The organism is Eubacteriaceae bacterium ES3, assembly GCA_030586155.1.
Lineage (GTDB): Bacteria > Bacillota > Clostridia > Eubacteriales > Eubacteriaceae > Acetobacterium.
Window position 1 is genome coordinate 2,564,212 of the sequence record CP130741.1, and the last position, 24,548, is coordinate 2,588,759.

The following is a 24,548-nucleotide window of genomic DNA, read 5'->3' on the forward strand; positions in this document are numbered from 1 at the left end:
AAAAAGAGCCCTGCACATATGTGCAGGGCTTAGCTTTACTCTTTGTGTGCAGCAGCAATAACTTTATCTGCGATAATTACTGGCGCTTCTTCATAACGAACAAATTCCATTGAAAACTCACCGCGGGCCTGGGTCATAGATCTTAGCTCGGTAGCATACTTAAACATTTCCGCCAGTGGTGCTTCAGCCAAAATCTTTTGTTTGTCGCCTTCTGTTGGTTCCATTCCCATAATTCGACCACGTTTTTTATTCAAATCACCCATGATATCACCCATATATTCATCAGGGACAATAATCTCAACATGATAGATGGGTTCCAGCAATACTGGTGAAGCATCTTTCATACCTTTTCTGTAAGCCAGAGTGGCAGCCATTTTAAAAGACATTTCATCGGAATCTACTGCATGATAAGACCCGTCAAACAAGGTTGCCTTTACACCGGTTACCGGATAACCTGCCAGCACTCCCTCATTCATACAGGCTTCCAGTCCCTTTTCGACTGCCGGAATAAAGTTTCGGGGAACTGAGCCACCAACGACTTTATCGACAAACTCAAAGGGAGCGTTTGGATCAGCTCCAGGCTCAAAATCAATATAAACATGGCCAAACTGCCCACTTCCTCCAGACTGCTTTTTATGCTTTCCTTCAGCAGTGGCTTTCTTTCTGATTGTTTCCCGATATGGTACTTTCATATCAACCAGATTAACGTCAACTCCAAATTTATTACTGAGCTTGTGTGAAATAATTTCCAGATGCATTTCACCTAAGCCTGATATAAGCGTTTGTTTGGTTTCCTTATTTCGGTTTACCAGCATGGTCGGATCTTCTTCCTGGAGCCGGTGAAGCCCGGTTGCCAGTTTATCAATATCGGCCTTGGTTTTAGGTTCGATAGCCATTGAGATAATTGGTTTGGGAAAATTAATTTTTTCATAAACAATTGGGTTCTTCTGGGTACACAAGGTATCTCCGGTAATTGTTTCAGCAAGCTTGGAAAAGGCTCCAATATCGCCTGATTCCAGCTTTTCCACTTCAATCTGTTTATTACCGCGCAGCATATATATATGATTGGCTTTTTCCTTAACTTCCCGGGTAGAATTATAGATTTCAATGGAATGATCCAAAACCCCAGACATGACTTTAAAAATTGACAATTTACCCACATATGGATCGGCAATTGTTTTAAAAACCAAAGCAGAAAAAGGTTCCGTGTTCGAACATTTTCGTTCAATCTCTTTATTGTCTCGGGGATCTATTCCCATTTCAAACTTCTGGTCACCTGGCGATGGCAGGTATTCAATGAGCATATTTTCCAGGGTTTCAACCCCGATGTTTAGTGTTGCTGACGTACATAAAACCGGCAATAATTCACCATCAAGAACACCCTGCCTAATCCCGGCATGGATTTCATTTCTGGTCAGTTCTTCACCTTCAAAATATTTGTCCATCAGTTCTTCGCTGGTTTGTGCCACTGATTCCATAATCATTTCCCGGTATGGCATAAGTTCTTCCTTCATCGCTTCAGGGACTTCAACATCAAAGCAACGATTATCTTTTCTTTCTCTACCGGTCATGTCAACGATATTAATGACACCTTCCATATTTTCGCCTTCTCCCATTGGCAATTCAAAGGGAAGGACCTTATTTCCGAATTTTTCTTTTAACTGATCCATAACGGAAGAAAATTCAGTGTTTTCACGATCCATTTTATTGACCACAATAAAACCCGGAATGTTTTCTTTCTGTAAGAGTTCGAAAGCTTTTTCTGTTCCAACCTGAACCCCTGATAAAGCGTCCACTACGATGACAACTGCATCTGCTACACGAAGTGCTGCAAAAGCATCCCCAATAAAATCAAAATAACCAGGACCGTCGATGAGGTTTATTTTATGACCGCCAAATTCTATAGGGACCACTGATGAAGAAATGGAAAAATGTCTTTTCTTTTCTTCCTGATCAAAGTCAGAAAGAGTATTGCCTTCTTCTATTTTACCCATACGATCAACCACACCTGCATTAAATGCCAGAGCTTCAGTCAAAGTGGTTTTACCGCTTCCCCCATGACCCAATATCAGAATGTTTCGGATATTTTTTGTTGGATACGTTTTCATGATGTTTCCTCCTCGCGTTTTAGCCAATCATTTATTGGTTTTAGTCGTAATGTTATTTTATAATATTTTATCCGATTATGCTAGCTTTAATTTAAACTTTGATAAAATAAAAGGACAGTCTAAAAATAATCGTAAAAACAATTATTTTCAGACTGTCCTTTTGTTAAAGTATTCATAGATCTTCTTTCAATTTTAGCATAACTTTCTTTTCAATACGGGAAACTGTCATTTGAGATTTATTAATCAGCTCAGCAACCTCTTTTTGAGTCTTACCTCTAAAAAAACGCTGCTCAACTATAATTTTTTCGACCGGGTTAAGATCTTTTATTTTACTTTTGAGCATATCAATGTTTTCGACATTTTCCATGTTATTATCCAGATTTCCCAAGAGATCCATCAGGGTTACTTCCTGTCCATCCTGATTGCTTTCGTATTCCATTGATAAAGACTTAGGATAATAAGCATTGGAACTTTCCATCGCTCTGATAATGGCTTCCTCAGAAATCTCCATATAATCAGCTATTTCAGAAATCGTTGGCGACCGCATGAGTTTATGCTCAAGCAAGGCCCTGGTCTGATTGATTTCCCGATTCAAATCCTGTACTTTTCTGGGAATCCGAATCAGCCACTCGCGATCTCTATAATATCTTTTTATCTCACCAATAATAGTTGGTGTGGCAAATGTATCAAATTCATAGCCACGTTTAACATCAAAACGCTCTACCGCATACATTAGACCCAGACAGGCAACCTGATAAATATCATCATTATCTCCACTTTTATGCCCATATTTGCGGGATAAAATCCTGGGAATATAGAGATAATTTTCAATTAGGCGATCCCTCAGCTCACGCTCTCTTGTTTGTTCATACTGAAGAAACAATTCTCTGGCATCTTCCTTACTGATTTTTCTGTCATACTTCATTGCAGACCGTTCGATTTTTAACCATTTTAATTGAGGTTCCCAAACCTCTCCGGCTGACGATTTCTACCTGATCCATCAGTGATTTGATAATAAACAATCCAAATCCACCAATCTGTTCACCATCAAGCTTTGGTGCCATCACAGAATCCGGTTCAAATCCCATTCCGTTATCACTGACTGTAAATGTTAATGTGCCATCCTCTACTACATAAGTCAGCTCATAGGTCCCATTTTCATTCTGGCTATGATTAAGGGCGTTTGTGCAAGCTTCAGAAACCGCCACTTTCAGATCTTCAACATCCCCAATTGAAAACCCCATATTATTGGCAACCGAGGCAATGGTCAGTCTGGCTAGGCTGACATATTCAGGTTTAGCCGGTAATATAAGTGTAATACTATCCATCTTCTTCCTCTTTCATTACTTTGAGCCAGTGTTCTCAATGATTTCAATAATCTTATCTACACCAGTTAAAGCGAGTAATTTTTTTACATTTGGTCTCGGGTTTTTCACGATCATATTCTGTCCCAGCTCTCTGGTTTTATTTCTCATTTCTATGAGAACGCCCATTCCAGTACTGTCGATATAAGATAATTCTGTACAATCAAGAATTATTTTTGATTTCTTCTGATTGATCGATTTTTCAATGGATTCTCTGAATTGATCGACCGAATAAATGTCCACTTCACCTTTAATCGTGACAGTAGCCTGCTCCTCATTCATACCCATTATGACACACTCCATTTCATCTTTAAATACAATCAGGTCCAATGAGAATAAATCATTGGACCTCTCAGATTATTTTACTCTTTACTCTTTTTGGAAAATTTGGATGATTGAAGGACACCTAATACCTTTTTCAGCATTGCGGCACTCTTTACGACAGGATCAATCACATCAGATTTTATTACATTGAAAGCACCTTCCACTTCATCAACCATGTCATTTGTTTTTTCCAGAACTTCAGCTGACGATTTGGTGATACTGTCTGCATTAGCGATAATATTGTGCAAAGCGATGCGATTCTCCTCCATCAACCGATTGGTTGATTCAACAGTCGCAGCCAGGTTTTTTAAAAGTTTAACCAGATAAACAGCTCCCACTACAAAAGAAATTCCAATGAGTAAGACTGCCAGTTCCCACATGCTAAAATTTAAAGTTATCATCGATGTCTATTCCTTTGTTTCTTCGTCTTCTTCGAAAGCTTCTTCAGCTTCAGCCGCTACTTCTGCTTCTTCTTTTTCAAGAGCTTCTAATTCTTCACTGAGTTCCTCAATATCCTGTTCCACTTCATCCTGGATTTCCTGAATTTTACTTTCTATCTTATTCTTGTACTGGTTCATTTTATCAGTAACCTGATCCTGCATATCCTGGAACTGTTCTTTTAAATTTTCACCATATTCCATAGCCTGATCATAGGCATTCCCCAGAACTTCACCCGTTCCTTCATGGATTTTTTTTCTGGTTTCATCCCCTGATGATGGCGCCAATAAAATACCCAGAGTTCCTCCAATAACAGTACCTAAAAATAAACCTCCGACAAAAAACAGTTTGTTATTCTTACCACAGCTCATATTAGTTCCTCACTTTCTGAATTCTATTACAATATTTTACCCTAAAATAAGTAAAAATACCAGCTTTACAAAAATTTATTCACCAAATTTATCATTGATCAATTGAACAAGGGCATCGACTGCTTCCTGCTCGTCTGGACCTTCAGCAGAAACTTCAATAGTAGTCCCCTGAGAAATACCACCAGCCATAATTCCCATTATACTTTTGGCATTAATAGAATTTCCTTCTTTAATCACATAGATTTTTGATTTGAATTTACCTGCGGTCTGAACAAACATTGACGCTGGACGAGCGTGTAAGCCTGTCGCATTTAAAACTGTTACTTCCTGTTTAACCATAATAATTCCTCCCATTTTCTAAATTGAAATGTTTAACTCTTTTAATGTATTTTTAATGTATTTTTGAACTTCTTCACCTGATTCCAAATTTAGTGCAAAATCTGCCATTTTCCTGGCATCTTCATAGTTTACACTGCGAATCATTTTTTTTATTCGTGGGATTGCTAAGGCCGACATACTAAACTCAAAAAGTCCTAAGCCCAACAATAGCATTGCTGCTAAAGGATCTCCCGCCATTTCTCCGCACATCCCGGAAAAAAATTCGGGATCGCCATTACTGGCTGAGGTCACCTGCTTAATCAGTCTTAAAATTGCGGGATTAAAAGGATCATATAAATAGGATACCTCCTGATTCATCCGATCGACAGCAAGGGTATACTGACAAAGGTCATTAGTACCAATACTAAAGAAGTCCACTTCCTTAGCAATAATATCAGCTGTAATAGCAGCTGAAGGGATTTCAATCATCACGCCTACTTTAACATCTTTATCAAAAGGTATCTCTGCTTCCGCAAGTTCATTCATGCATTCCTTCAATATGGCCTTGGCTTGTCTGACCTCACTAATCGAAGAAATCATTGGAAACATAATATGCGCATTCCCGTAAACACTGGCTCTTAAGATAGCCTTCAACTGTACCTTAAACAGATCAAGTTCTCTAAAACACAAACGTACAGCCCTTAGTCCTAAGAAGGGGTTTAACTCCTCTTCCAGTGGCAGATATGGCAATTTCTTATCGCCACCGATATCCAATGTTCTGATGATTACTGGACCATCTGGAAAAGCTTCCAGTACAGACCGGTATGCAGCCAGCTGCTTTTCCTCACCCGGCATAGACTCCGAATTCATATATAAGAACTCAGTCCGATAAAGGCCGACACCTTTACCGCCATTTTTGATGACACCAGCGACATCGCCGGGCTCGCCGATATTACCCACCAGCTCTACTTTTCGCCCGTCAAGAGTGACCGCTTCCTGATCCTTCAGTTTACTTAGCTCAGCAACATCAGCCAGGTATTTTTCCTGTTTTTCAAGATAGTCCTTTAACTCGTCCTCGGAAGGATTTATGGCTACTAAACCGTCAATTCCGTCGACGACCACCATATCCCCTGTTTTTACCTTTGATGTTATATCACATAATCCTAAGACTGCCGGAATCTCAAGGCTTCTGGCCATAATCGCAGTATGTGAGGTTCGGCTACCGATATTTGTAGCAAACCCTGACACTTTCTGCTTATCCATTTGCGCTGTATCTGAAGGCGTCAGATCATCAGCTATAATAATAGCGTTCTCAGAAAGCGATGAAAGATCGGTCTGAGTAATTCCCAGGATGTTGCGAATAACCCGCATACCCACGTCTTTAATATCTGCAGCTCGTGCACGAAAATAGGGATCATCCATGGCATCAAAAATATCATAGAAACGTTTCATCACAAGTTCTACAGCATATTCTGCAAAGTATCCGTTTTCACTGATTTCAGCTTCAATGCCTTCAACGAATTCCGGATCTTCCAGAACCATAGCATGGGCTTCAAAAATTGCGCCTTCTTCTTCTCCTAACTCCTCTACAGCTTTATCCTTAATCTTCATCAGCTGAGTATAGCTGTCTTTCAAGGCATCTTTTAATCTTGTAATTTCCTTGTTAGCGTCAGAAGCCAGGTCTTTCCTGATTTCAAAACTAACTTTCTCGTAAACAATCGCTTTTGCAATTGCTATGCCTGGCGATGCAATAATTCCTTCCTTAATTAACATAAATTTCTCCTTTGCAAGACTATTTATCCTTTAAAGAATATTTTACAATTTACTTCTTCCTTCAAAAGCTTTAATAATGGTAATTTCATCCGTATACTCAAGGTCTGCCCCGATGGGAATCCCTTTGGCCAGACGTGTCACAGATACCCCTAATGGTGTAATCAGGTTACCGAGATACATAGCCGTCGCCTCCCCTTCAACAGTTGCGTTCGTTGCCATGATAACTTCCTTTATCTCATTATTACCAATTCTTAAAAGCAATTCTCTTGCTTTTATATCCTGCGGACCAACTCCATCAAGCGGCGAGATTGCTCCATGAAGGACATGGTACAGCCCATTGTATTCTCTGGTTTTTTCAATGGCATAGATATCCCTGCTGTTTTGAACTACACAAATTGTAGCCTGATCCCGTTTTGGATCACTGCAGATATCGCACGTCTCTTTATCAGTAATATTAAAGCAATGGTCACACAGCATGATGCGATCCTTTGCTGCATGGATTGCCGATGATAGCTGGCTAATATCCTCAGACGGCAAATTAATGATATGAAAGGCCAGACGTTGAGCAGTTTTTTCACCAATTCCCGGTAGCTTGGACAACTCCTGAATCAGTCTTTCCAGAGTTTGAGGATAAGCACTCATTTACATTAAACCTGGAATATTCATTCCTCCAGTAATTTTTGACATTTCACTGTTGACCATTTCATCCGCCTTTACTAGTGCTTCATTGACAGCCGCCATTACGAGATCTTCCAACATTTCCAGATCGTCTTCGTCCACAGCTTCAGGCGAAATACTGATCGATGAGATTGTCTTTTTACCAGTCGCTACAACTTTGATCACACCACCACCAGCAGTTGCTTCAACTTCTTTTTCTTCAAGTTCGGACTGTAGTTTTGCCATATCCTGTTGCATTTTCTGAACCTGTTTCATCATATTATTCATATTTCCACCGCCCATCCCACCGGGCATTTTTCTTTTAGCCATTATATCCTCCTAATTAACTAGTTTTATCGTAATATTATATCATTAATTTATAATACTTTACATATTCTTTTTTGACCAGTCGTTTTAATCTCCAATAATTTCAATCGCTGGGTCATTAATAATTCGACGTGTTTTTTCTGCCAGATCGAGCTCAGAAAAGTCTTCCTTCTCAACTGTGACAATAACCTTAATATCCTGTGAGGTTTCATCTTTTAGAATTTTTTCAAAATCAGCAATTCGCTCCGGAGTATTGATAAAGCTGATATAGTTACGATCTTCTTCTGAAAAAGCGATTGTAAAAACCTGGCCATCATAATCTGGATGGGCTTTTTTTAAAAACATACATTGTGCAGGACCAATCTGCTTGCAGAGTTTATCGAATAATTTTTTTCCAGAAACCGATTTGACTTTTTCATCCTGATTTTCATTTTTAGCTAACTCTTTGTCCTCAGTAACCGGGACGATTACTTTCTCTTTGTCACTTTCTCCCAACCCACTATCTGTCTGCTCTTTTCCTGACAAGGTATTTGGCTTGGCTTGTCGAGATTCTATAGGGTAAACTCTAACCCCCGGCGAAATTGCAGTCTTAGACTTACTAAATTCCGAAAACTCATTTTTTTCAGCTACTGCTTTTGGGGTTGCTTCAAATTCGCATAATTTCAGGCATGCTATCTCTAAAATGAGATTTTGCAGACTATTATATTTAAGTTTATTTTTTTCCTGAATTAAAAAATCTATCATATTAACAAAAAGATTAAAATCAGCAGCTTGTGCCAAAGTGTCAAAAGCACTGAGTGTTTTTTCATCAGTTTTTAAAATTTTATTTCTTAGTTGACCAGTCGTTTTAATGATTAAAAGATCTCTTAGTGTTTTAATCAACTGTTCCATAATTAAAGCACTTTCTTTACCACCATCTTCCAGATCTCTAAGATTTTTAATTACTTCTTCCGGATTTCGTTTAAGAATATTTCCTACCAGCTCGTTTATTCTATCTTGAGCTGCCATCCCCAGAAAATCTAAAAGATCGCTATATTGAATTATTCCCTTTTCGTCTTTTAAATCAATAATCTGATCCATTATACTTAGGGCATCCCGCATCGATTGCTCACCTCTCTCGGCGACAAAGAAAAGACTTTCCTCAGAAATTGTGAGCCTTAAATCATCACTGATTTTTTTGAGTTGGTCGACAATTAGACGCGTTGATATTGGTCTGATTTCAAAACGCTGACAACGTGACAAGATAGTGTTAGGACATTTCTGCGGTTCAGTCGTCGCGAGTATAAAAATGATGTGTTCAGGAGGCTCTTCCAGAGTTTTTAAAAGCGCATTAAAAGCTTCCTTTGTAAGCATATGCACCTCATCGATGATATAGACTTTATATCTGCCAATCACAGGCGGATACTTGACCTTCTCACGAATTTCTCGGATTTCATCCACGCCTCGATTCGAAGCACCATCAATTTCGATTATATCCATAACGCCGGAGGAATCAAGTTTAGTACATACTTCACAAACATTACAGGGATTACCGTCATGATTATGAGGACAGTTGACTGCTTTCGCAAAAACCTTGGCCAGCGACGTTTTACCTGTTCCTCTTATTCCAGAGAATAGATAAGCATGACCTATCCGATCATATTTTATCTGATTTTTTAATATTTTTATAATACTTTCCTGTCCAACTACCTCATCAAAGGTCTTCGGACGATATTTTCTATATAATGCTAAATAACTCATAAATTCCCCTTTTCTATTGTATTAATTATAGACGATAGCTAGAAATTTGTATAGGCTTGATGGTCATTTACAGAAGAAAACCCGCACATCTTAGAATGTACGGGTTCTATCTTACATCAAGTAAAAGGGAATTTCTTTTTTACTTTTTTCTTTTTCTTCAAGCTTTTTTTCTGCTTCAGCTTTTTTCTTTTCAGTAATCTCTTTCCTGGCTGCTTCCTCACGCGCGATTGCCCGTTTTGCTGCCTTCTCATTTAACTCATTCAAAAGGGCAACTTTCTCCTTCAATGATTTAGCTAAGCCTTTTTCATCTACTTTAAGAGCACTGACAGTTTTTTCAACGGTTTCTTTAACTTCCGTTTTTATAGTTTTGCTTTCTTCGTTTGCTTTTTCTTTTACCTTTTTAGTTATTTCTTTTGCATGCTGTTTTACTTCTTTTGCTTTTTGCATAGCATCTGCAACTAATTTCTTATTTTCTTCCTTTTCCAATTTTGAAGCGGCTTCTTCCTCAACCTTCTCTTTAGCTTCTGCTTCAGCCTTTTTCTTGGCTTCTGCTTCAGCCTGCTCTTTAGCTTTTGCTTCAGCTTTTTTCTTGGCTTCTGCTTCAGCCTTTTTCTTAGCCTCTGCTTCTGCTTTCTCTTTAGCTTCTGCTTCAGCCTTTTTCTTGGCTTCTGCTTCAGCCTTTTTCTTAGCCTCTGCTTTTGCTTTCTCTTTAGCTTCAGCTTCAGCCTTTTTCTTGGCTTCTGCTTCAGCTTTTTTCTTAGCCTCCTCTTGAGCCTTTTTCTTAGCCTCTGCCTCTGCTTTTTCTTTAGCTTCTGCTTCAGCCTTTTTCTTAGCCTCTGCTTCTGCCTTTTTCTTAGCCTCTGCTTCTGCCTTTTTCTTAGCCTCTGCTTCAGCTTTTTTCTTAGCTTCTGCTTCAGCCTTTTTCTTGGCTTCTGCTTCAGCTTTCTCTTTAGCTTCTGCTTCAGCCTTTTTTTTGGCTTCTGCTTCAGCCTCTTTCTTAGCTTCTGCTTCAGCCTTTTTCTTAGCTTCTGCTTCAGCCTTTTCCTTAGCTTCTGCTTCAGCCTTTTCCTTAGCTTCTGCTTCAGCCTTTTCCTTGGCTTCTGCTTCAGCCTTTTCCTTGGCTTCTGCTTCAGCCTTTTCCTTGGCTTCTGCTTCAGCCTTTTCCTTGGCCTCTGCTTCAGCTTTCTCTTTAGCCTCCACGTTAGCTTTTTTCGTAGCTTCTATATCTGCTTTTTCTTTAGCGGCTAACGCAGCAGCTTCAACAGCATTGTTGTCTGTTTCTTCAGCATTATTATCTTTGCCTGAAATTGCGCTTCCAACTTTTTTCAAGAAATCATCAAGTTTTCCCATATCTTCATTCTCCACTTCATTTGAATTGCTGGATTGAGATTTTGCCTTCGCTGTTTCTTTTACTAATTGTGATTTTGTCTTACTTTTTCTGGCCATAAGAACCTCCTATGTTTATTTTTCTTCTATAAATGACCCTGGTCCATTTATAGAAAAAAAACTGTTGATATTAAAAAACAAATGACCGAGGTCATTTGTTTTTTATCATCTTTTCTATATTTTTCTTTATTAAAACAAGATTTTTTTAGTATCCTTATGAGGCGAAGCGATAACAGAATAACTTGTTATCAGGTTTGATTCTGCTAATTCGTTTTTCGCCGTTTCGATAGCTGTTTTAACAGAAGAAATTTCACCCGTGATTAATACAAAGCCTTTTCCACCCAAGCCTCTTGCAATTCTGATTTCTAAAAGTTCGACATTAGATGCTTTCGCACAAATATCACCAATCTGAACTGAAGAAATTGCATTAATCGTTTCAACAATTCCCAGTGACTTAACATCCCCGATTTCACCTGCGCCAAGCATAGCCGGCAAAACGTCTTCGTGAATATTTGGGATCACATAGGCTTCCAGCATATGAATTCCGCCGATTTGACTACCGTGTTGTATTGATGCTTCCACAGCGCCCACATCTCCACCGATAATACTGACGTATTTACCAGGACAAAGCGGTGAGGCCATGAGCAGCTCAACATTTCCGGATTTTAACATTTCATCGGTGGCTTCAATTCCGACTGGAATGCTTTTAAATTCCATAAAACCAACTGCTTTTTTCAAAATACCACTTCTTTCTTCTATACTGTGAATGAATTTTCCTTACCAATATTCTACTTTGCTTATTAATTAAGCAAAAATGATTCCGCCAAGTACAACAAAGTTCACTAGCTGAACTAAGCAAATTGTAACTGCTGGAGGGTCGATATGTGTATCACAATGGCTGTTGAATGTCATTGCTGCCCATTCTCCAATAAATGCTGTGATCATACCTGTAATAGCTCCACCGATGATAGCTGCAAAAGGACTACCAGTAGCTGTAAACATAATCATTGCTGTTGTACCAGCTGGCAATACAATGTGATGCCATCCTTCAAAATGGAAGCCCATGTGAATCAGAATCAATGAAACAGCAGCGATACCGAATCCGATAACATTAACAACTGAAAATAAACCAGCAGCTAATTCGCTTGTATCAGCAGCAACACCAAGTGCTCCAGCTAACCCACCAATCATGATACCAATACCTAAACCATAGGTTAAGATAAATCCTAAACGGTTTCCTGTTGGTACCCATGCTCTTGCTTCTCCAGCTGGTGATTTTCCTGTGATACCAGTTTTACCAAATACTAAACGTACAATAATACCAGATGTTGCTACTGTTAACGCAACGGTGTCAGTCCAACCAGCACCAGCACCTTCGCCTAATAATCCGTCGAAAAGCATGGTTCCCAGTAAAGGTCCAAAGATATACTGAATCAAGAAACCAACCATACCAAAGATACCACCAACAATTAATACCATTGGATCACCAAATTTTACAAGTGGTGTTACGATATCCTGACCATTTTCAATATGGTTTTTAGTCATTGCATACGCAGCCCCAGCAACGGCACCAGCAAATGCGATGTGTGGTCCAAATACAGAACCAAAAGAAATAAATCCAACTGTTGGTGAAACCACGCCGCCTAAAATAGCAGCTAAAACGGTTAAACCAGTCATAACAAAGGCAAACAGCCCACCAAACATAGTGGCTAATAAGCCACCGCCGAAAGCAGTAATTAATAATGTAAAGTCCATAATTATCCCCCTTTAAATATGATTTAGGACTCGATGATGATTTTATCACCATCTACGGCAGTAATTGTGCCGCTAATACTAGCAAAAATCCTGGAACCTAGTTTACCTTCCGGTATTTCGGCGACGAGTTGTCCTTTGTCCACTTGTTCCCCAACTTTAACGACCGGTACTGCCGGTGCACCTATGTGCTGTGACAGGAGTAGGCTAACTTTTTTATATGTCTTTTCCGTTTCAACCATCGGAGCCGGAAGATCATACTTCGTCAGTCCCAATCGTGATACTAAACGGTATACATTAAATTGTTTTCCTTCTCTAAACGGCACTGCCGTTTCCGGAGCGTTATGATGTGGATTCTTGATTCCTCGGCTTCCAAGTTCTCGCTTAAGCATGGTATTGATCTTCCAAGGTTGCAAGTCCATAACACATGCGTATTGACATAAGCCACATTCACAGCATAGAAATGCGTTAGTAGCTTGAGTGGATGTATCCACGGTCGATGCATATGCAGCAATTCGCATCAGTTTATGCGGTTCCAGATTATGACCTAATGCATAACGTGGACATAATTCTGTACAGTAATTACACTGCATACAGGCAATTGCTGCCATTTTCATAGACTCTTTTACCGGTTTTGTTTTAGAAACAATGAGAGGATGCATTTTAGGGAGTACGATTAGTCCCTTTGTTGTTTTTGTGATTGTTGAATCAACATCCACAATCTTCCCCATCATTGGGCCACCATTGATGATAGCATATTCATCAACAGTAGTACCGCCAGCTAATTCCAAAGCTTCCTTTACAGTAATACCTAATGGCAGCTTTGTCGTTAATGGATTTCTAACTTCACCTGTTAATGTAACATATGTATCGATTACAGGCTTCCCTGATGTCATTATATCATAAATGCTAAGAAGTGTCTCCACATTTATAACCATAGTGTTTACATTTAAAGGTATTCCACCTTCTGGAACGATCCTTTTAGTTGTTTCGTATACCAAAACCTGTTCATCACCAGCAGGATAAAAATTACCCATCGGATGAATTCTAATTTTGGGAAACGCACTTAATTCTTTGGTTAATGATTCAATCGCAGGTTTGTATTTTTTCTTAAGGCCGATAATGCCTTCCTTAGCTTGTGTTTGATCCATAACAGCCTGGAGCGCTGTCAACATTTTGACAGCCTCCAGATCCATTAATTGTTGATCAACGCGCAATAAAGGTTCACATTCTGCTCCGTTAACAACTACCGTGTCTACCGTGCAGTTTATTTTGACCTGGGTCGGAAACCCGGCCCCGCCGGCACCTACAATACCGGCGCTTTGTACTAATTCTACTAAGTTTGCGCTCATGAACAACACCTCAATTATTTAATGGTAAATCCTCCAACCAGTACACATCTTCTTTTTCGTGTGAATGATTTTGCGGATGTCAGACCTTCACCTGTTGGACCGGCAATTGTGAAAGTCGTATAGCCTTCACCGCCAACGCCGATACCAGCGTAAGAAGGTCCATTTTTAACAAAAATAGTTGTCTGTACTCTTTTTGCCATTTCAGTCAGATTATTTACATTGGTAGAATGCATAATAGCAGTATGACGATTTCCATGTTCCAAAGCACATGCCACATCAATTCCTTCTGCTACATCCTTTACTCGGATAATTGGAAGAATTGGCATCATCAATTCTTCTACCGCAAACAGATGATCTTTTGTAGTTTCACAGATAATGACTCGAACTGAAGGATCAGCGTCAATACCGATTGCTTTTAGAATAACACTTGCATCACGTCCAACAAAATCTCGACTCAAGCGACCATTAGGATACACTGTATCCGCCAGTTCCTGAATCTTCTGAGGATCTGTCAGTTCGTAAGCACCGTTTTTCTTCATATTAAAGATCAGATAGTCTGCTACCTGTTCAACAACAACAACTTCTTTTTCTGCAATACATGGCAGATTGTTGTCAAAGCAGCATCCATCAATAATGTCTTTTCCTGCTTTTTCAATATCAGCAGTTTCATCTACCAGTGCTGGAGGATTACCTGCACCAGCTCCAATAGCTTTCTTACCGCTCTTCAGCACTGTTTTTACAACGCCAGGTCCACCTGTTGCACAAAGCATAGTAATTTTGTCGCTAGTAAACATTGTATTAGCGCTTTCAATTGTTGGCTCTGCAGTTGTTACAATCAGATTTTCTGGTCCGCCTGCTTCAATGATGGCTTTGTTTAACAGTTTTACTGTTAAGGCAGATACTTTTTTTGCACTTGGATGTGGTGCAAATACTACTGTATTACCACCTGCCAACATTCCAATCGAGTTGTTAATAACTGTTTCGCTTGGATTGGTTGACGGCGAAACTGAACCAATGACACCAAAAGGAGATTGTTCAATTAGTGTCAATCCGTCATCACCTGTCATAGCTTCCGCTACCAAATCTTCAACACCAGGAGTTTTATTAACAGCTAGCTCGTGTTTTAACAGTTTATGCTGATAATTTCCCATGCCAGTTTCTTCGACAGCTAATGCGCAGATAGTTTCCATATTTTCTTTTTTAAGCATTTCAGCTCGCATCGCAGCAATCAGTTTGCTTCTAAATGCCAATGTTGTACGCATAAAAGATTTTTGTGCAGTGAATGCTGCATCAATAGCATTTTCCATATCGTTAAAAATTCCCAGCTCACCGTCCTTAATTGGCTTGCCGGATTCTGTAGCGACATCAATTTCTGCCATTACTTTCTTTACAATATATTCAATACCTGTGGTATCAATATTCATTCCTGGTACCTCCTAGATCACGTTAACTTCGTCTTCTTAATTTTCGTCACAGAACTTCCAGAGCACTTTTGGCTATAATCATGTCTTCGTCAACCGATCCTCCGCTGACACCGATACCGCCAATCACTTCGCCATTTACTTTAATTGGATAACCACCGCCAAAAACAACCATTTTGCCGTTATTGGTCCACTGTAATCCATATAAAGATCCCTCTTCCTTAACTGCACCAGCAACTTTGTCAGTTGACATTTTCAGTGCATTGGCTGTATAGGCCTTATTCATAGAGATATCAATAGAAACCATAAGAGCGTCTTCCATTCGTTCAAAATAGACTAAATTTCCACCCTGATCAACAACCGAAAACACAATTGGAACCCCAATATCTTCCGCTTTAACCCGGGCAGCTGCACTCATTTTCTTTGCCAGCCGCAATAATGAGAAATCCTGGTCAGTTTCGACAGATGAAGTCTGTGCTTCTGAAACTTCATTAATTTTTTCCTTTACAATTCCAACTACATCTTTAACAACGCCGTTGAAATCTTCCATTCTTGCCAAAACAAAAAGCGTATCAGACAGCCGATTGACAAATTTAATCATCTCTGGTCGAACGGCACCATCTTCACGATTATAGTGAACAACAATTCGTTCACCTCGTCTGACAACTGTTCGCGCCATATGAAGAGCGGCTGAACTTTGATTCTCGCCAGGAATAACAAAGTCTCGCTGAGGACCTACAATTGCAAGATAATGGTCAAGAACTTTCTCCATATAGTCAATATCATCCTGACAGATAGAGTCCGTGAGCATTTCTCTTCCCTTAGCATCGCTTGCGAGCTCTGCACCTAAAACAAAAATACGTTTCTGCAGATGGTGAAGAATTTCTTTAATTTCTTCATCCTCGATTAACGATTTGGCAAAACCAATGGCTGAATTTGCTTCATCCATTGTTCCATATGCATCGACTCTGATATTGTCTTTTCCTGTTCGCGACGATCCAAACAGGCTAGTTTCACCTTTATCGCCGCCACGGGTATATACATTTGGCATTTGCTTCCTCCTTAAACGATTTGAATTTCATCGACAATGCCGACAATTGTCATATCAAGCGGTGCCATTTTATCGCCATAAACGTATCTGGCATTGCTGCCTGATGTAACAATGACGGTTTCACCGATACCAGCTCCAACTGCATCTACCGCAATGGCTGTTGACTGACTTGAATACTTTTCAAATTCTCCGTACTCATCAATTTTTTTAATGATCAGTAGTTTACAACCAACAAGATTTGCGTCTTTTTGTGTTGAAACCACATTTCCTACTACTTTAGCTAACTGCATTGATCCACCACCTTTAAAATCTGATCAATTTAAGATCAAATGTTTTAATTGCCTCAGCTGCAACATCGGTAATAATCGCATTAGATGGCACTCGGATGACTGAAGCTTCACGCGCTTTCAAAATATCAGTTCGTGAAATAACTTTTTTATCCAAAGTTATCTCCTGCTTGACACCCGCAATTACAGGTGCGCTGACAGGATTCTTAACTTCTGCAATTTCATTTTGTACCGAACCAGCCTGGCCTTCTGTAATTGTAGTCTTAGTGCAGGCAGCGTATAAATCTTTCGCATCAACAAGCGTCATCCCAAATTCAGTTAATGTGTCCATATTAGAGACCAGCATTTTTTTATAACCAGCTGTTGATTTTCCCATACCCGCTTTAATTCTCACAGAATTATCAGGATCACAGGCATCTTTGGCGGCCACTACTGGGACGCCTGCCATAAATCCATGATTAAGCAGCGATAATAATACCGTATCTGTTATTCCGTTTGCAAATTTAGCGGCGGTATTGATGGTCATTGTTGCAACAATCATCATATCAACATCATTGTATAAAGCTTTCTGACTTTCGATGTTTCCACTGTGATAAATGGTATCCAGATTCAGTTCTTTTTTAATCGCTTCAGGATCCTGAACCTTCATTCCATCATCTGAAAGAACAACTTTTAATTGCCAACCTTCTTTTTGTAATTTCGACAGTGAGTCCATCGATTCCTTAAAACCAATTGTTGCTCCGGTAAACATCACTAACGCTATTTGGGGCTTTGCATTAATTCTTCTGATTACTTCTTCAACAACCTTCTGAACTAAAAGGTCCATCAGGCTACCTTGAAGTAGTTCATTCATGTCCATTTCTAATCACCACATTCCTTACCCTTGACAATTAAAGGCTATCCCTAAGGGTGTTACCAATAACGGTTCGACTGGTTTTATGGTTTTAATACCGGTTTCTGCTTCAAATATTTTTTCAAAATCATCAAAGAGGCAAGCCCCGCCAACCACATATATTACATCCACATCATAACCTGTTAAAAATCGATTGACAATGGATGCCATTTTCTGCACAACCGGTTTGATAATTGGAAACACTTTCTTTTGTGATTCATTTTTCTTATATGCTTCCGCTTCTTCAAAGCTGATATGATGAAAACCTGCCAGCACAAGGCTCATATGAGTACCTCCAGTTGCTTCATCGGCAGTAAATACAACTTCTCCATCTTTAATGACACTGATTCCTGTAGTTCCACCACCAACATCTACAACAGCTCCTTCGGTTATCCCAAGGACAGTTGCTGCTGCAGTCGGTTCATCAACCACATTAGTAACAATAAAATCAGCTGAATCAACGACATTCGAAATAATTTTTGTATTACCTTCGAGAATTCCCGGCGGTATAGCAGTCGCTGCATTGGCGTTAGTTAGGTCAACACCAAGGATAGCTTCAACTTCACCTTTTAGTTTTCTCACGATTTGGCTTGCACCGAGATAATCAACTACAATCCCGTCACGTACCACTGATGCACCTTGCGTAGCTCCAGCTATGGGTCGATTGTTTTCATCCACAACAGCTACAACTATATTGGCAGTTCCCAAATCCACACCGACTTTTAACTTGCCAGTGTAAGGGTTTGCCTTTTTCTCGCGTATCAGTTCGGCTAGTTCAAGTATTGCGTCATTTCCAGATTTCCAATCCATTTAATCACCTGTTAGGTATAATTTTTAAATAATCGTTGTTCGAAAGTCCTGCTGCATTGGCTTCATCGGTATCCAGATGCATCTCTAAATCAAATTTATCCGAAACTCTAGCCAGTACATTGCAGAAAATTGTTTTTCGAACGCCTTCAGTTTCGACACAGACAAAGTCTTTGTCATTTATTCCCAAAGCTTCAGCTACTTCTGGCGGCATATGAATATGTCGCAAAGCAATCATCACACCGCGTTCCAGTGTTACTGATCCTTTAGGTCCTTCGAGGGTTATTCCCGGTGTTCCTTCCAGTTTACCAGACTCTGAAACAGGCGCATTGATACCTAAAGTTCTGGCATCAGTAAGCGAAATTTCAACCTGACTTTCCGGTCGTGCCGGTCCTAAAACTCTGACTTTTCCAAAGCTGCCTTTAGGTCCGATAACTTTTACACATTCAGCACAAGCATATTGCCCTGGCTGTTTTAAGTCTTTAATATTTGTCAGTTCGTGCCCTTCTCCGAAAAGTGTTTCAATGTCTTCTTTTGATAAATGAATATGCTTATTCGAGATACCAAGAACAACACGATTGGGAGTATTTTCGGCCTCAATCAGTCTTTTGACTGTATTGATTACGATCTGTTCAATTACTTGTTTTTCTTCTGCATTCATGGTTTACACCTTTTCTACAAGGAATATTCCTTATTCTTCAGTTGATTCGGTTGTTTCCTCTTCAACACTCTCGTCATTTTTCTTTTCTACTGCTGGTGTATAACCAACAGTTTCTTTGTTGTAAATCAGCTTATCAATGCCTTGCGCGGGTCTTGGTATTACTTTGACACTAAAAACACCACGTCCGTTAGCACAGGCTGCTGCCGCCGCTTCACAGGCAGCCTTCACTGCACCTACATCACCGGCTACCTTGATGGTTGACATCCCATCACCTTTACATGGTTCGTACCCTATAAGGGTGACATTTGCTGACTTAACCGCCGCATCGGCTGCTTCCACAGCTGTGGCCAACCCGATAGCTTCAATCAGGCCAATGGCCTCTCCTCTATTCAAATCAACCCCTCCTTACGACAGTTCAGTATTTGTTAATTCTTTAAATGGCATGCGTTTAACAATTCTTGCTGCATTAGAACCTAAAGCTCTCAACGTTTCAACATCACTGTAAGATGGAACCCTAAAAAGCGGTTGATCTTCTTTTAATTTAATAAAATGCAAGACTACTTCTTTTTCAGTAATTCCGATTCCCACACCCAGATGTGATAGTTCAGCACCTCGGTAAGCAAGCTCGATCGAGTCCATCTCATCATTATTTTCAACTGAGAATAGCAGACCTTCTTCCTCAATGCCATGCAATACATGCTCAACGATACATTTAAGTGTTTCATTTTTTCCGTGTAACACCTTGATTTCAGGTTTGGGAGCATCGTAGTCTAATCGCATATTATTCACCTTCGCCGTACGCCAGTACGAGTCCGGTTGCAACTGCGTTACGTGGACCTTCTTCCCCTCTGATATTTGCCCGTCCGGCAACGATGCTATATTTAGAAAGTGCATCTGTTACCAGCTGCGGAATTTCAAAATCTAGCGCTGAACCGCCAACGAGTGTTACAAACTCCATATCCCGAACGTTCCCGGTAGGACTTACTCGTTCTAATGACCGAATAGCATTGACCACAAAAACCTTTGATTTTGCATCACGTCGTATCTGTCTGATTCTTTCCATTGAATGATTTCCTGGGATTGGAACCATCCCCATTGGAGTCAGAATAACAACACGGGCAAATGTTCGAGGGTCAAGCGGTTTATCATAAAACTGTACTGTACCATCTTCATGTCTGATATGGAACAAACTTTCAACTTTAGCCAGTGGATACTTTTTAATATCCTCCGCCATTGCTAAATCTTCAAAACCAAGTTCTGATGCAATCAGCAGTGTTACCATATTGCCGGCACCAGCTAAATGAATTGATTTAATTTCGTTGGAACGATTGATAATGGCTGCATCTGTCGATCCGGCACCCATATCAATAATTGCCATCGGTTTATTGCTGCCTGGGGTAGTAAGGGCACCGCGGATTGCCATATCAGCTTCCACACCACCAACTTCAACTTTTACACCCAGTTCTTTTTCAAGCTCCTCGGCAATCATGTTCATCTGCAGTTTATCGGCTTTTACCATGGCTGCAATCCCAACAGCATTTTCCATTGAGAATTCTTCCGCAACCCCGCCTTTTACAGTCTGCGGAACAAAAGTATCAACCGCCAGTAAATCTTGAATTTTGATGGCAGCAGGCAACTGATCAGTCAGATTTGACATAACCTGTCGCACTTTTTCGAGCATTCCACCAGCATTTGTTCCTGCTTCGCCTTTAATATCTAAAACAGGAGCCACTGATCGAATAGCCTCCATGATCTTATCTGCCCCTTCATCAACATTTACCTGAGCTTTTTTATTTTCACCCTGAATAATGATCTGACCCGCAGGGATTTTACGTTCTTTTACATCACCAGCAGGTGTTTTGATTACAACTGCTGAGCGATTTCCAATTAACGCACGTGAAACAGGGACTACCTGCTTCGTTTCATCCGAACTTAATTCAAATACTGTCGCAATACCATAGGGATTGGACAGCTGTTCGACTACAGATCCAGGTGCTGCTACCTCAATGGCTGCGCGCATATTCAATGGGACTTTTTCGATTAATGAAACCTCATCAACGATAGGGATTTTTTTCTCTAAACGGTTATTAATTAAAACGCCATCATCACGCTGGACAATGGCACCATTTACATATATACCGCTTTTAACGGCATTGTTAATAATGCTGGACGAACTATCAAAATCCACCTCTCGGGGTATTATGACGATAACCGCCGACCCTTTTTCACAATTATTAACTTCCCTTATGTCTACGGTGACCCCCACACCGATCCCCAATCCCCCTGGTGTAGAGGGATTGTGACCGATCATGGTGGACTCCGTAATGATTGTTTCAGTAATAGTTTCCATTGCTACATCCCCGATAACGGGTGCAGCCTCGTTGATTCTTATAAGATCAACGTTTTCGACAGTAAGATCAACTTTTTCCAGGGCTTGTTTTAGAGAAGCAAATACTCCATGAATATTCTGTCGCGTTCCTTTCATCCCAGTGGTATCAACAATCCCACTGGAAAGGAAGTCCATTTTTCCGTCAACATATCGGGCAAGTGCAGTTTCTGTACTTGCATTTCCAATATCAATACCTGCTAAAATCATATTCGAGTCCTCCAAACAAATTTCCCAAAAGCGCCACTTCTATCTAAAAACTACTTAGATAAATTCTTTAGATCGCTTTCTAGCATAGTACACATCAGCTGCTTCAGCTACTAGAGAAGCAGAAATCGGTGCATTATATTTGTTCTTTAATTCATCAGCAATGGCAACCAGTTCTTCTTTAGTAGATTTGTATGGTCGCAGTGCGTTGTAGATTTCAAGAAGACGTTCATCAGAAACTGCGATTAACTCAGCAGCTCTTCTTAAGTTAAGAGCAAAAGCGCCTCGTTTTACAGATTCAGCTACCTGAGCCTGCAGTTCCAGAGTTTCTGGACGGATTCTTAAATCTTCTGGTTTTAATTCTCCAGCTAACAATTTATCTAGAGTTAATTCTGTTAATGCTTTTCCTGTAGCTGATTTGATCAGTTCAGGTTTTTTATCGCCGATTGGATAATCAGCACATGTAACAGTTCCAGTTGCTGCTGCAGGAGCTGCAGCTGTACCCATAGAACTCATTACCTGTTTTACGATCTGTTCTAACATTTGTTCTTGTGTCATTCTGGTCACCTCCACTTATACAAACGAAACTTGTTGTTCAACGGCTTTTTTACCATTTACAACATGTTCTGTTTCTTTAATATGTAACAGAGCTGCTTTAGCCTGGAAAGCAGGTCGTGCCATCTGATCATTTCTTACTGGCACTGGCGCTGGGCTTTCACCTTTAGCGTATTTAGCAGCATTTTTCCCGATAGCTCGATATGTTTCTAAATCGATCAATGGAGCCTGTGAGAAAAGTTCAAGGTTACTTAACTGTGGAAGGTCTTTCTGATGAATCAGAGAAGTTCCTTTTGACTGTAGACCAATACCGATTCCAGAACCGCTTAATTTTGCAGCAGTATGTCCGCAAACAGCAACGTCAGAAGATCTGTATACTTTAATTACACGAGCTTTCAGGCCTTCTTCTTCGATACCAGCGATAATTTCTTTTAAGATTTTATCGTGAGGAACATCGATGATGTTAACATTCTGGAATTCAGCAAAAGCAGGAGCCAGACCGATAACTACTTCATCACTGGCAACACCCTGAGTTGCATCTCCAACTGGAGTCAGTTTAACTGCACCAGCAGCGGCAGCGGCAGGAGCGGCAGCAGGAGCTGCACCAGTCATTTCTTTTAAAACATCTTCGATAATGCTTTTTAACATTTGTTCATTAATAGCCATATCTATACACCCCTTTCCTTAAATGCTTTCTGGGTCAACAGCCCATGGAATATCCTGAATCTGAGCCCATCTTTCGTCACTGATCTGATATCCTGTGCAAACACCTGTGTAGTTATTAGGGTAGTTTACAGCTGAGATACATTCGAATTCAGGACTTAATTTAGAAGCGGTGTGCAGGTAGTCTCCAGCAACTTTCTGTAACTGAATTTTGAAGATTGAATCAGCTACATCTTTCATGCCGCCCTTATCTAAAGCTTTAATAAAGTCAACAGCTGTTACACCACGAGCCAGCAGTTCTTCTGCTGCTTTAAGGTCAGCTACAACGTCACGGTCAGGCATATCCTGAGATCCGTTTGCATATGTAGCAGCTTCAACTTCTGCATCACTGATTTCTGGCAGTCCCAGTTCTCTGAAGATAACCTGCATTGCACGAGCACCTTTAGCACGAGCAGCAACAAGTTGTTCTTCAGTAATTGGCTGCAGACCAGCATCAATTTTAAGGTCACGCTGGATTACATTCCAGTCATCATAGTCTTCTGCATCCCAGTTGGATCCAGCAAACATATTATCGTAGTTAGGTGTAGAAGAGTATCCAGAACAGATATAGTCAGTTCCTGGTACCATCTGCATCAGTGAACGAGCAACTCGTCGAAGATCTGAGTGTGTAAATGTCTGGTCATTTGAAGACGCACATTCAAGGTCAAGACAAGCAGCTAATAAGTTTTCTGCTAATACTTCTCGGATACCGCCTGGTACACCAGCTGGCACACCGATACAAGATACAGAACCATTCTGGCTACCCTGTACACCGGCTCCTTTAGTGATGTATAAGCATCGAGCTTCCAGGTAAAGCATTGATTTACCTTCAGCGTATCCCATCTGTACTTCTGAACCAGAACCAGATGTGAATCGCATTTTCAGGCCTCGAGAAGCGTAGCTTGAAGCCAAGAAAGCTTTTGAGTAAGGAGTATCATCACCATCCATGAAAACTGGTTCTGTACCGTATACAGAAATAGTTTCAGCATATGCAGTGTAACCTCTCATACCAAGATCAAGTTCTGTTGCTTCTTCAACAGCACATTGTGTCAAGATACCAGGACGGCCAGCGTTAGCACCAACCATGATAGCCAGAGCGTTGAAAGGAGCGTATCGAGCGATACCAACAGTAGTTTCCTGTTCGTCGAATCCTCGAATAGCAGCTTCAGCAGCATCAGCAGCGATCTGAGTCATGTTATCTTTAACGTTTGTTACGTGACACTGGTTTGAAGGCATCAAACGAGCACGCATTTTGTTCTGAGCCATCATCATTTCAAGTACTGTCATTTTGTTAAGTACGTCTGTGATTTTAGCTGGTGTGATAGAAGTTGTAATATCAACAACTACGTCACGAGGTACATTTATATCAACAAGCATGTTGGCAATTTCTAAAGAGTCCATTGCCATATACTCTTGAGCTTTTTCTAAACGAATTGCATAGTTAGCGATGAATGTATCAAGCATATCGAAATCAGCTCGTTTTTTACCATCTAACTCTACAACACAACCATTTTCAACAACCAGGCTTGGAGTAGGATCTCCAGGGTTGTTCATGGCGATCAAACCTACTTCTGGCCATTCTTTTACGAACCCGTCTTTTTTAACTGGACGAGCTGCTAGTGCTTCAAATCTTTTAGACTTCATAGTCATCATTCCTCCTTTAATTTTG

Annotated in this window: 27 protein-coding genes; all 27 read right to left on the bottom strand. The window is 40.2% G+C overall.

Annotation, left to right across the window (positions count from 1 at the left end; genetic code table 11):
- Positions 1-35: 35 nt before the first annotated feature.
- On the bottom strand, positions 36-2,108 hold the full coding sequence (fusA, locus tag Q5O24_11720; protein WKY47023.1) for an elongation factor G: 2,073 nt from the start codon (positions 2,106-2,108) through the stop codon (positions 36-38).
- Positions 2,109-2,280: 172 nt separating this feature from the next.
- The gene (locus Q5O24_11725) at positions 2,281-3,033 is read right to left on the bottom strand and encodes a SigB/SigF/SigG family RNA polymerase sigma factor (protein WKY47024.1); all 753 of its coding nucleotides are present in this window, start codon (positions 3,031-3,033) and stop codon (positions 2,281-2,283) included.
- Positions 3,023-3,436, bottom strand: coding sequence for an ATP-binding protein (locus Q5O24_11730; GenBank protein WKY47025.1), 414 nt, complete (start codon positions 3,434-3,436; stop codon positions 3,023-3,025). Before Q5O24_11730 ends, Q5O24_11725 begins: the two co-directional genes overlap by 11 nt.
- Before the next feature lie 15 nt (positions 3,437-3,451).
- A complete protein-coding gene (locus tag Q5O24_11735) occupies positions 3,452-3,760 on the bottom strand; it encodes an STAS domain-containing protein (protein ID WKY47026.1) in 309 nt (102 codons plus the stop codon).
- Positions 3,761-3,834: 74 nt separating this feature from the next.
- Positions 3,835-4,197 carry a DUF948 domain-containing protein gene (locus Q5O24_11740; GenBank protein ID WKY47027.1) on the bottom strand — a complete coding sequence of 121 codons (363 nt, stop codon included), beginning with the start codon at positions 4,195-4,197 and terminating at the stop codon, positions 3,835-3,837.
- A 6-nt stretch (positions 4,198-4,203) separates the two neighbouring features.
- Entirely contained in the window at positions 4,204-4,605 is a 402-nt protein-coding gene (locus Q5O24_11745) for a YtxH domain-containing protein (GenBank protein ID WKY47028.1), read from the bottom strand.
- A gap of 75 nt (positions 4,606-4,680) precedes the next feature.
- Positions 4,681-4,944: an HPr family phosphocarrier protein gene (locus Q5O24_11750; GenBank protein WKY47029.1), complete on the bottom strand. Its 264-nt coding sequence runs from the start codon at positions 4,942-4,944 to the stop codon at positions 4,681-4,683.
- Between the two features lie 18 nt (positions 4,945-4,962).
- A complete protein-coding gene (gene ptsP / locus Q5O24_11755; protein ID WKY47030.1) occupies positions 4,963-6,696 on the bottom strand; it encodes a phosphoenolpyruvate--protein phosphotransferase in 1,734 nt (577 codons plus the stop codon).
- Positions 6,697-6,738: 42 nt separating this feature from the next.
- Entirely contained in the window at positions 6,739-7,338 is a 600-nt protein-coding gene (gene recR, locus Q5O24_11760; protein WKY47031.1) for a recombination mediator RecR, read from the bottom strand.
- Entirely contained in the window at positions 7,339-7,683 is a 345-nt protein-coding gene (locus tag Q5O24_11765; GenBank protein WKY47032.1) for a YbaB/EbfC family nucleoid-associated protein, read from the bottom strand. It abuts the gene before it with no gap.
- Positions 7,684-7,767: 84 nt separating this feature from the next.
- Positions 7,768-9,420, bottom strand: coding sequence for a DNA polymerase III subunit gamma/tau (gene dnaX, locus Q5O24_11770; GenBank protein WKY47033.1), 1,653 nt, complete (start codon positions 9,418-9,420; stop codon positions 7,768-7,770).
- Between the two features lie 111 nt (positions 9,421-9,531).
- Positions 9,532-10,866: a hypothetical protein gene (locus Q5O24_11775; GenBank protein WKY47034.1), complete on the bottom strand. Its 1,335-nt coding sequence runs from the start codon at positions 10,864-10,866 to the stop codon at positions 9,532-9,534.
- 129 nt (positions 10,867-10,995) lie between these two features.
- A complete protein-coding gene (locus Q5O24_11780) occupies positions 10,996-11,544 on the bottom strand; it encodes a BMC domain-containing protein (GenBank protein ID WKY47035.1) in 549 nt (182 codons plus the stop codon).
- 66 nt (positions 11,545-11,610) lie between these two features.
- Entirely contained in the window at positions 11,611-12,561 is a 951-nt protein-coding gene (locus Q5O24_11785) for a hypothetical protein (protein WKY47036.1), read from the bottom strand.
- A 23-nt stretch (positions 12,562-12,584) separates the two neighbouring features.
- A complete protein-coding gene (locus tag Q5O24_11790; protein WKY47037.1) occupies positions 12,585-13,910 on the bottom strand; it encodes an SLBB domain-containing protein in 1,326 nt (441 codons plus the stop codon).
- Positions 13,911-13,924: 14 nt separating this feature from the next.
- Positions 13,925-15,334 (bottom strand): aldehyde dehydrogenase EutE, encoded by a 1,410-nt coding sequence (locus Q5O24_11795; protein WKY47038.1) that lies wholly within the window; start codon positions 15,332-15,334, stop codon positions 13,925-13,927.
- A 46-nt stretch (positions 15,335-15,380) separates the two neighbouring features.
- Positions 15,381-16,382, bottom strand: a complete 1,002-nt coding sequence (locus Q5O24_11800; protein WKY47039.1) for a cob(I)yrinic acid a,c-diamide adenosyltransferase — start codon at positions 16,380-16,382, stop codon at positions 15,381-15,383.
- A gap of 11 nt (positions 16,383-16,393) precedes the next feature.
- Positions 16,394-16,672: a EutN/CcmL family microcompartment protein gene (locus Q5O24_11805; GenBank protein WKY47040.1), complete on the bottom strand. Its 279-nt coding sequence runs from the start codon at positions 16,670-16,672 to the stop codon at positions 16,394-16,396.
- Positions 16,673-16,685: 13 nt separating this feature from the next.
- Positions 16,686-17,528, bottom strand: coding sequence for a flavoprotein (locus Q5O24_11810; GenBank protein ID WKY47041.1), 843 nt, complete (start codon positions 17,526-17,528; stop codon positions 16,686-16,688).
- 18 nt (positions 17,529-17,546) lie between these two features.
- On the bottom strand, positions 17,547-18,371 hold the full coding sequence (gene eutJ / locus Q5O24_11815) for an ethanolamine utilization protein EutJ (protein WKY47042.1): 825 nt from the start codon (positions 18,369-18,371) through the stop codon (positions 17,547-17,549).
- Positions 18,372-18,375: 4 nt separating this feature from the next.
- The gene (locus Q5O24_11820) at positions 18,376-19,029 is read right to left on the bottom strand and encodes a phosphate propanoyltransferase (protein ID WKY47043.1); all 654 of its coding nucleotides are present in this window, start codon (positions 19,027-19,029) and stop codon (positions 18,376-18,378) included.
- Between the two features lie 30 nt (positions 19,030-19,059).
- A complete protein-coding gene (locus Q5O24_11825) occupies positions 19,060-19,422 on the bottom strand; it encodes a BMC domain-containing protein (protein WKY47044.1) in 363 nt (120 codons plus the stop codon).
- Between the two features lie 12 nt (positions 19,423-19,434).
- Entirely contained in the window at positions 19,435-19,809 is a 375-nt protein-coding gene (locus Q5O24_11830; protein ID WKY47045.1) for a glycerol dehydratase reactivase beta/small subunit family protein, read from the bottom strand.
- 1 nt (position 19,810) lies between these two features.
- A complete protein-coding gene (locus Q5O24_11835; protein WKY47046.1) occupies positions 19,811-21,625 on the bottom strand; it encodes a diol dehydratase reactivase subunit alpha in 1,815 nt (604 codons plus the stop codon).
- Between the two features lie 54 nt (positions 21,626-21,679).
- Entirely contained in the window at positions 21,680-22,180 is a 501-nt protein-coding gene (locus Q5O24_11840; GenBank protein WKY47047.1) for a diol dehydratase small subunit, read from the bottom strand.
- Between the two features lie 15 nt (positions 22,181-22,195).
- Complete coding sequence (locus Q5O24_11845) at positions 22,196-22,843, bottom strand: propanediol/glycerol family dehydratase medium subunit (protein WKY47048.1); 648 nt, start codon at positions 22,841-22,843, stop codon at positions 22,196-22,198.
- An 18-nt stretch (positions 22,844-22,861) separates the two neighbouring features.
- Entirely contained in the window at positions 22,862-24,523 is a 1,662-nt protein-coding gene (locus Q5O24_11850; GenBank protein ID WKY47049.1) for a propanediol/glycerol family dehydratase large subunit, read from the bottom strand.
- Positions 24,524-24,548 lie beyond the last annotated feature (25 nt).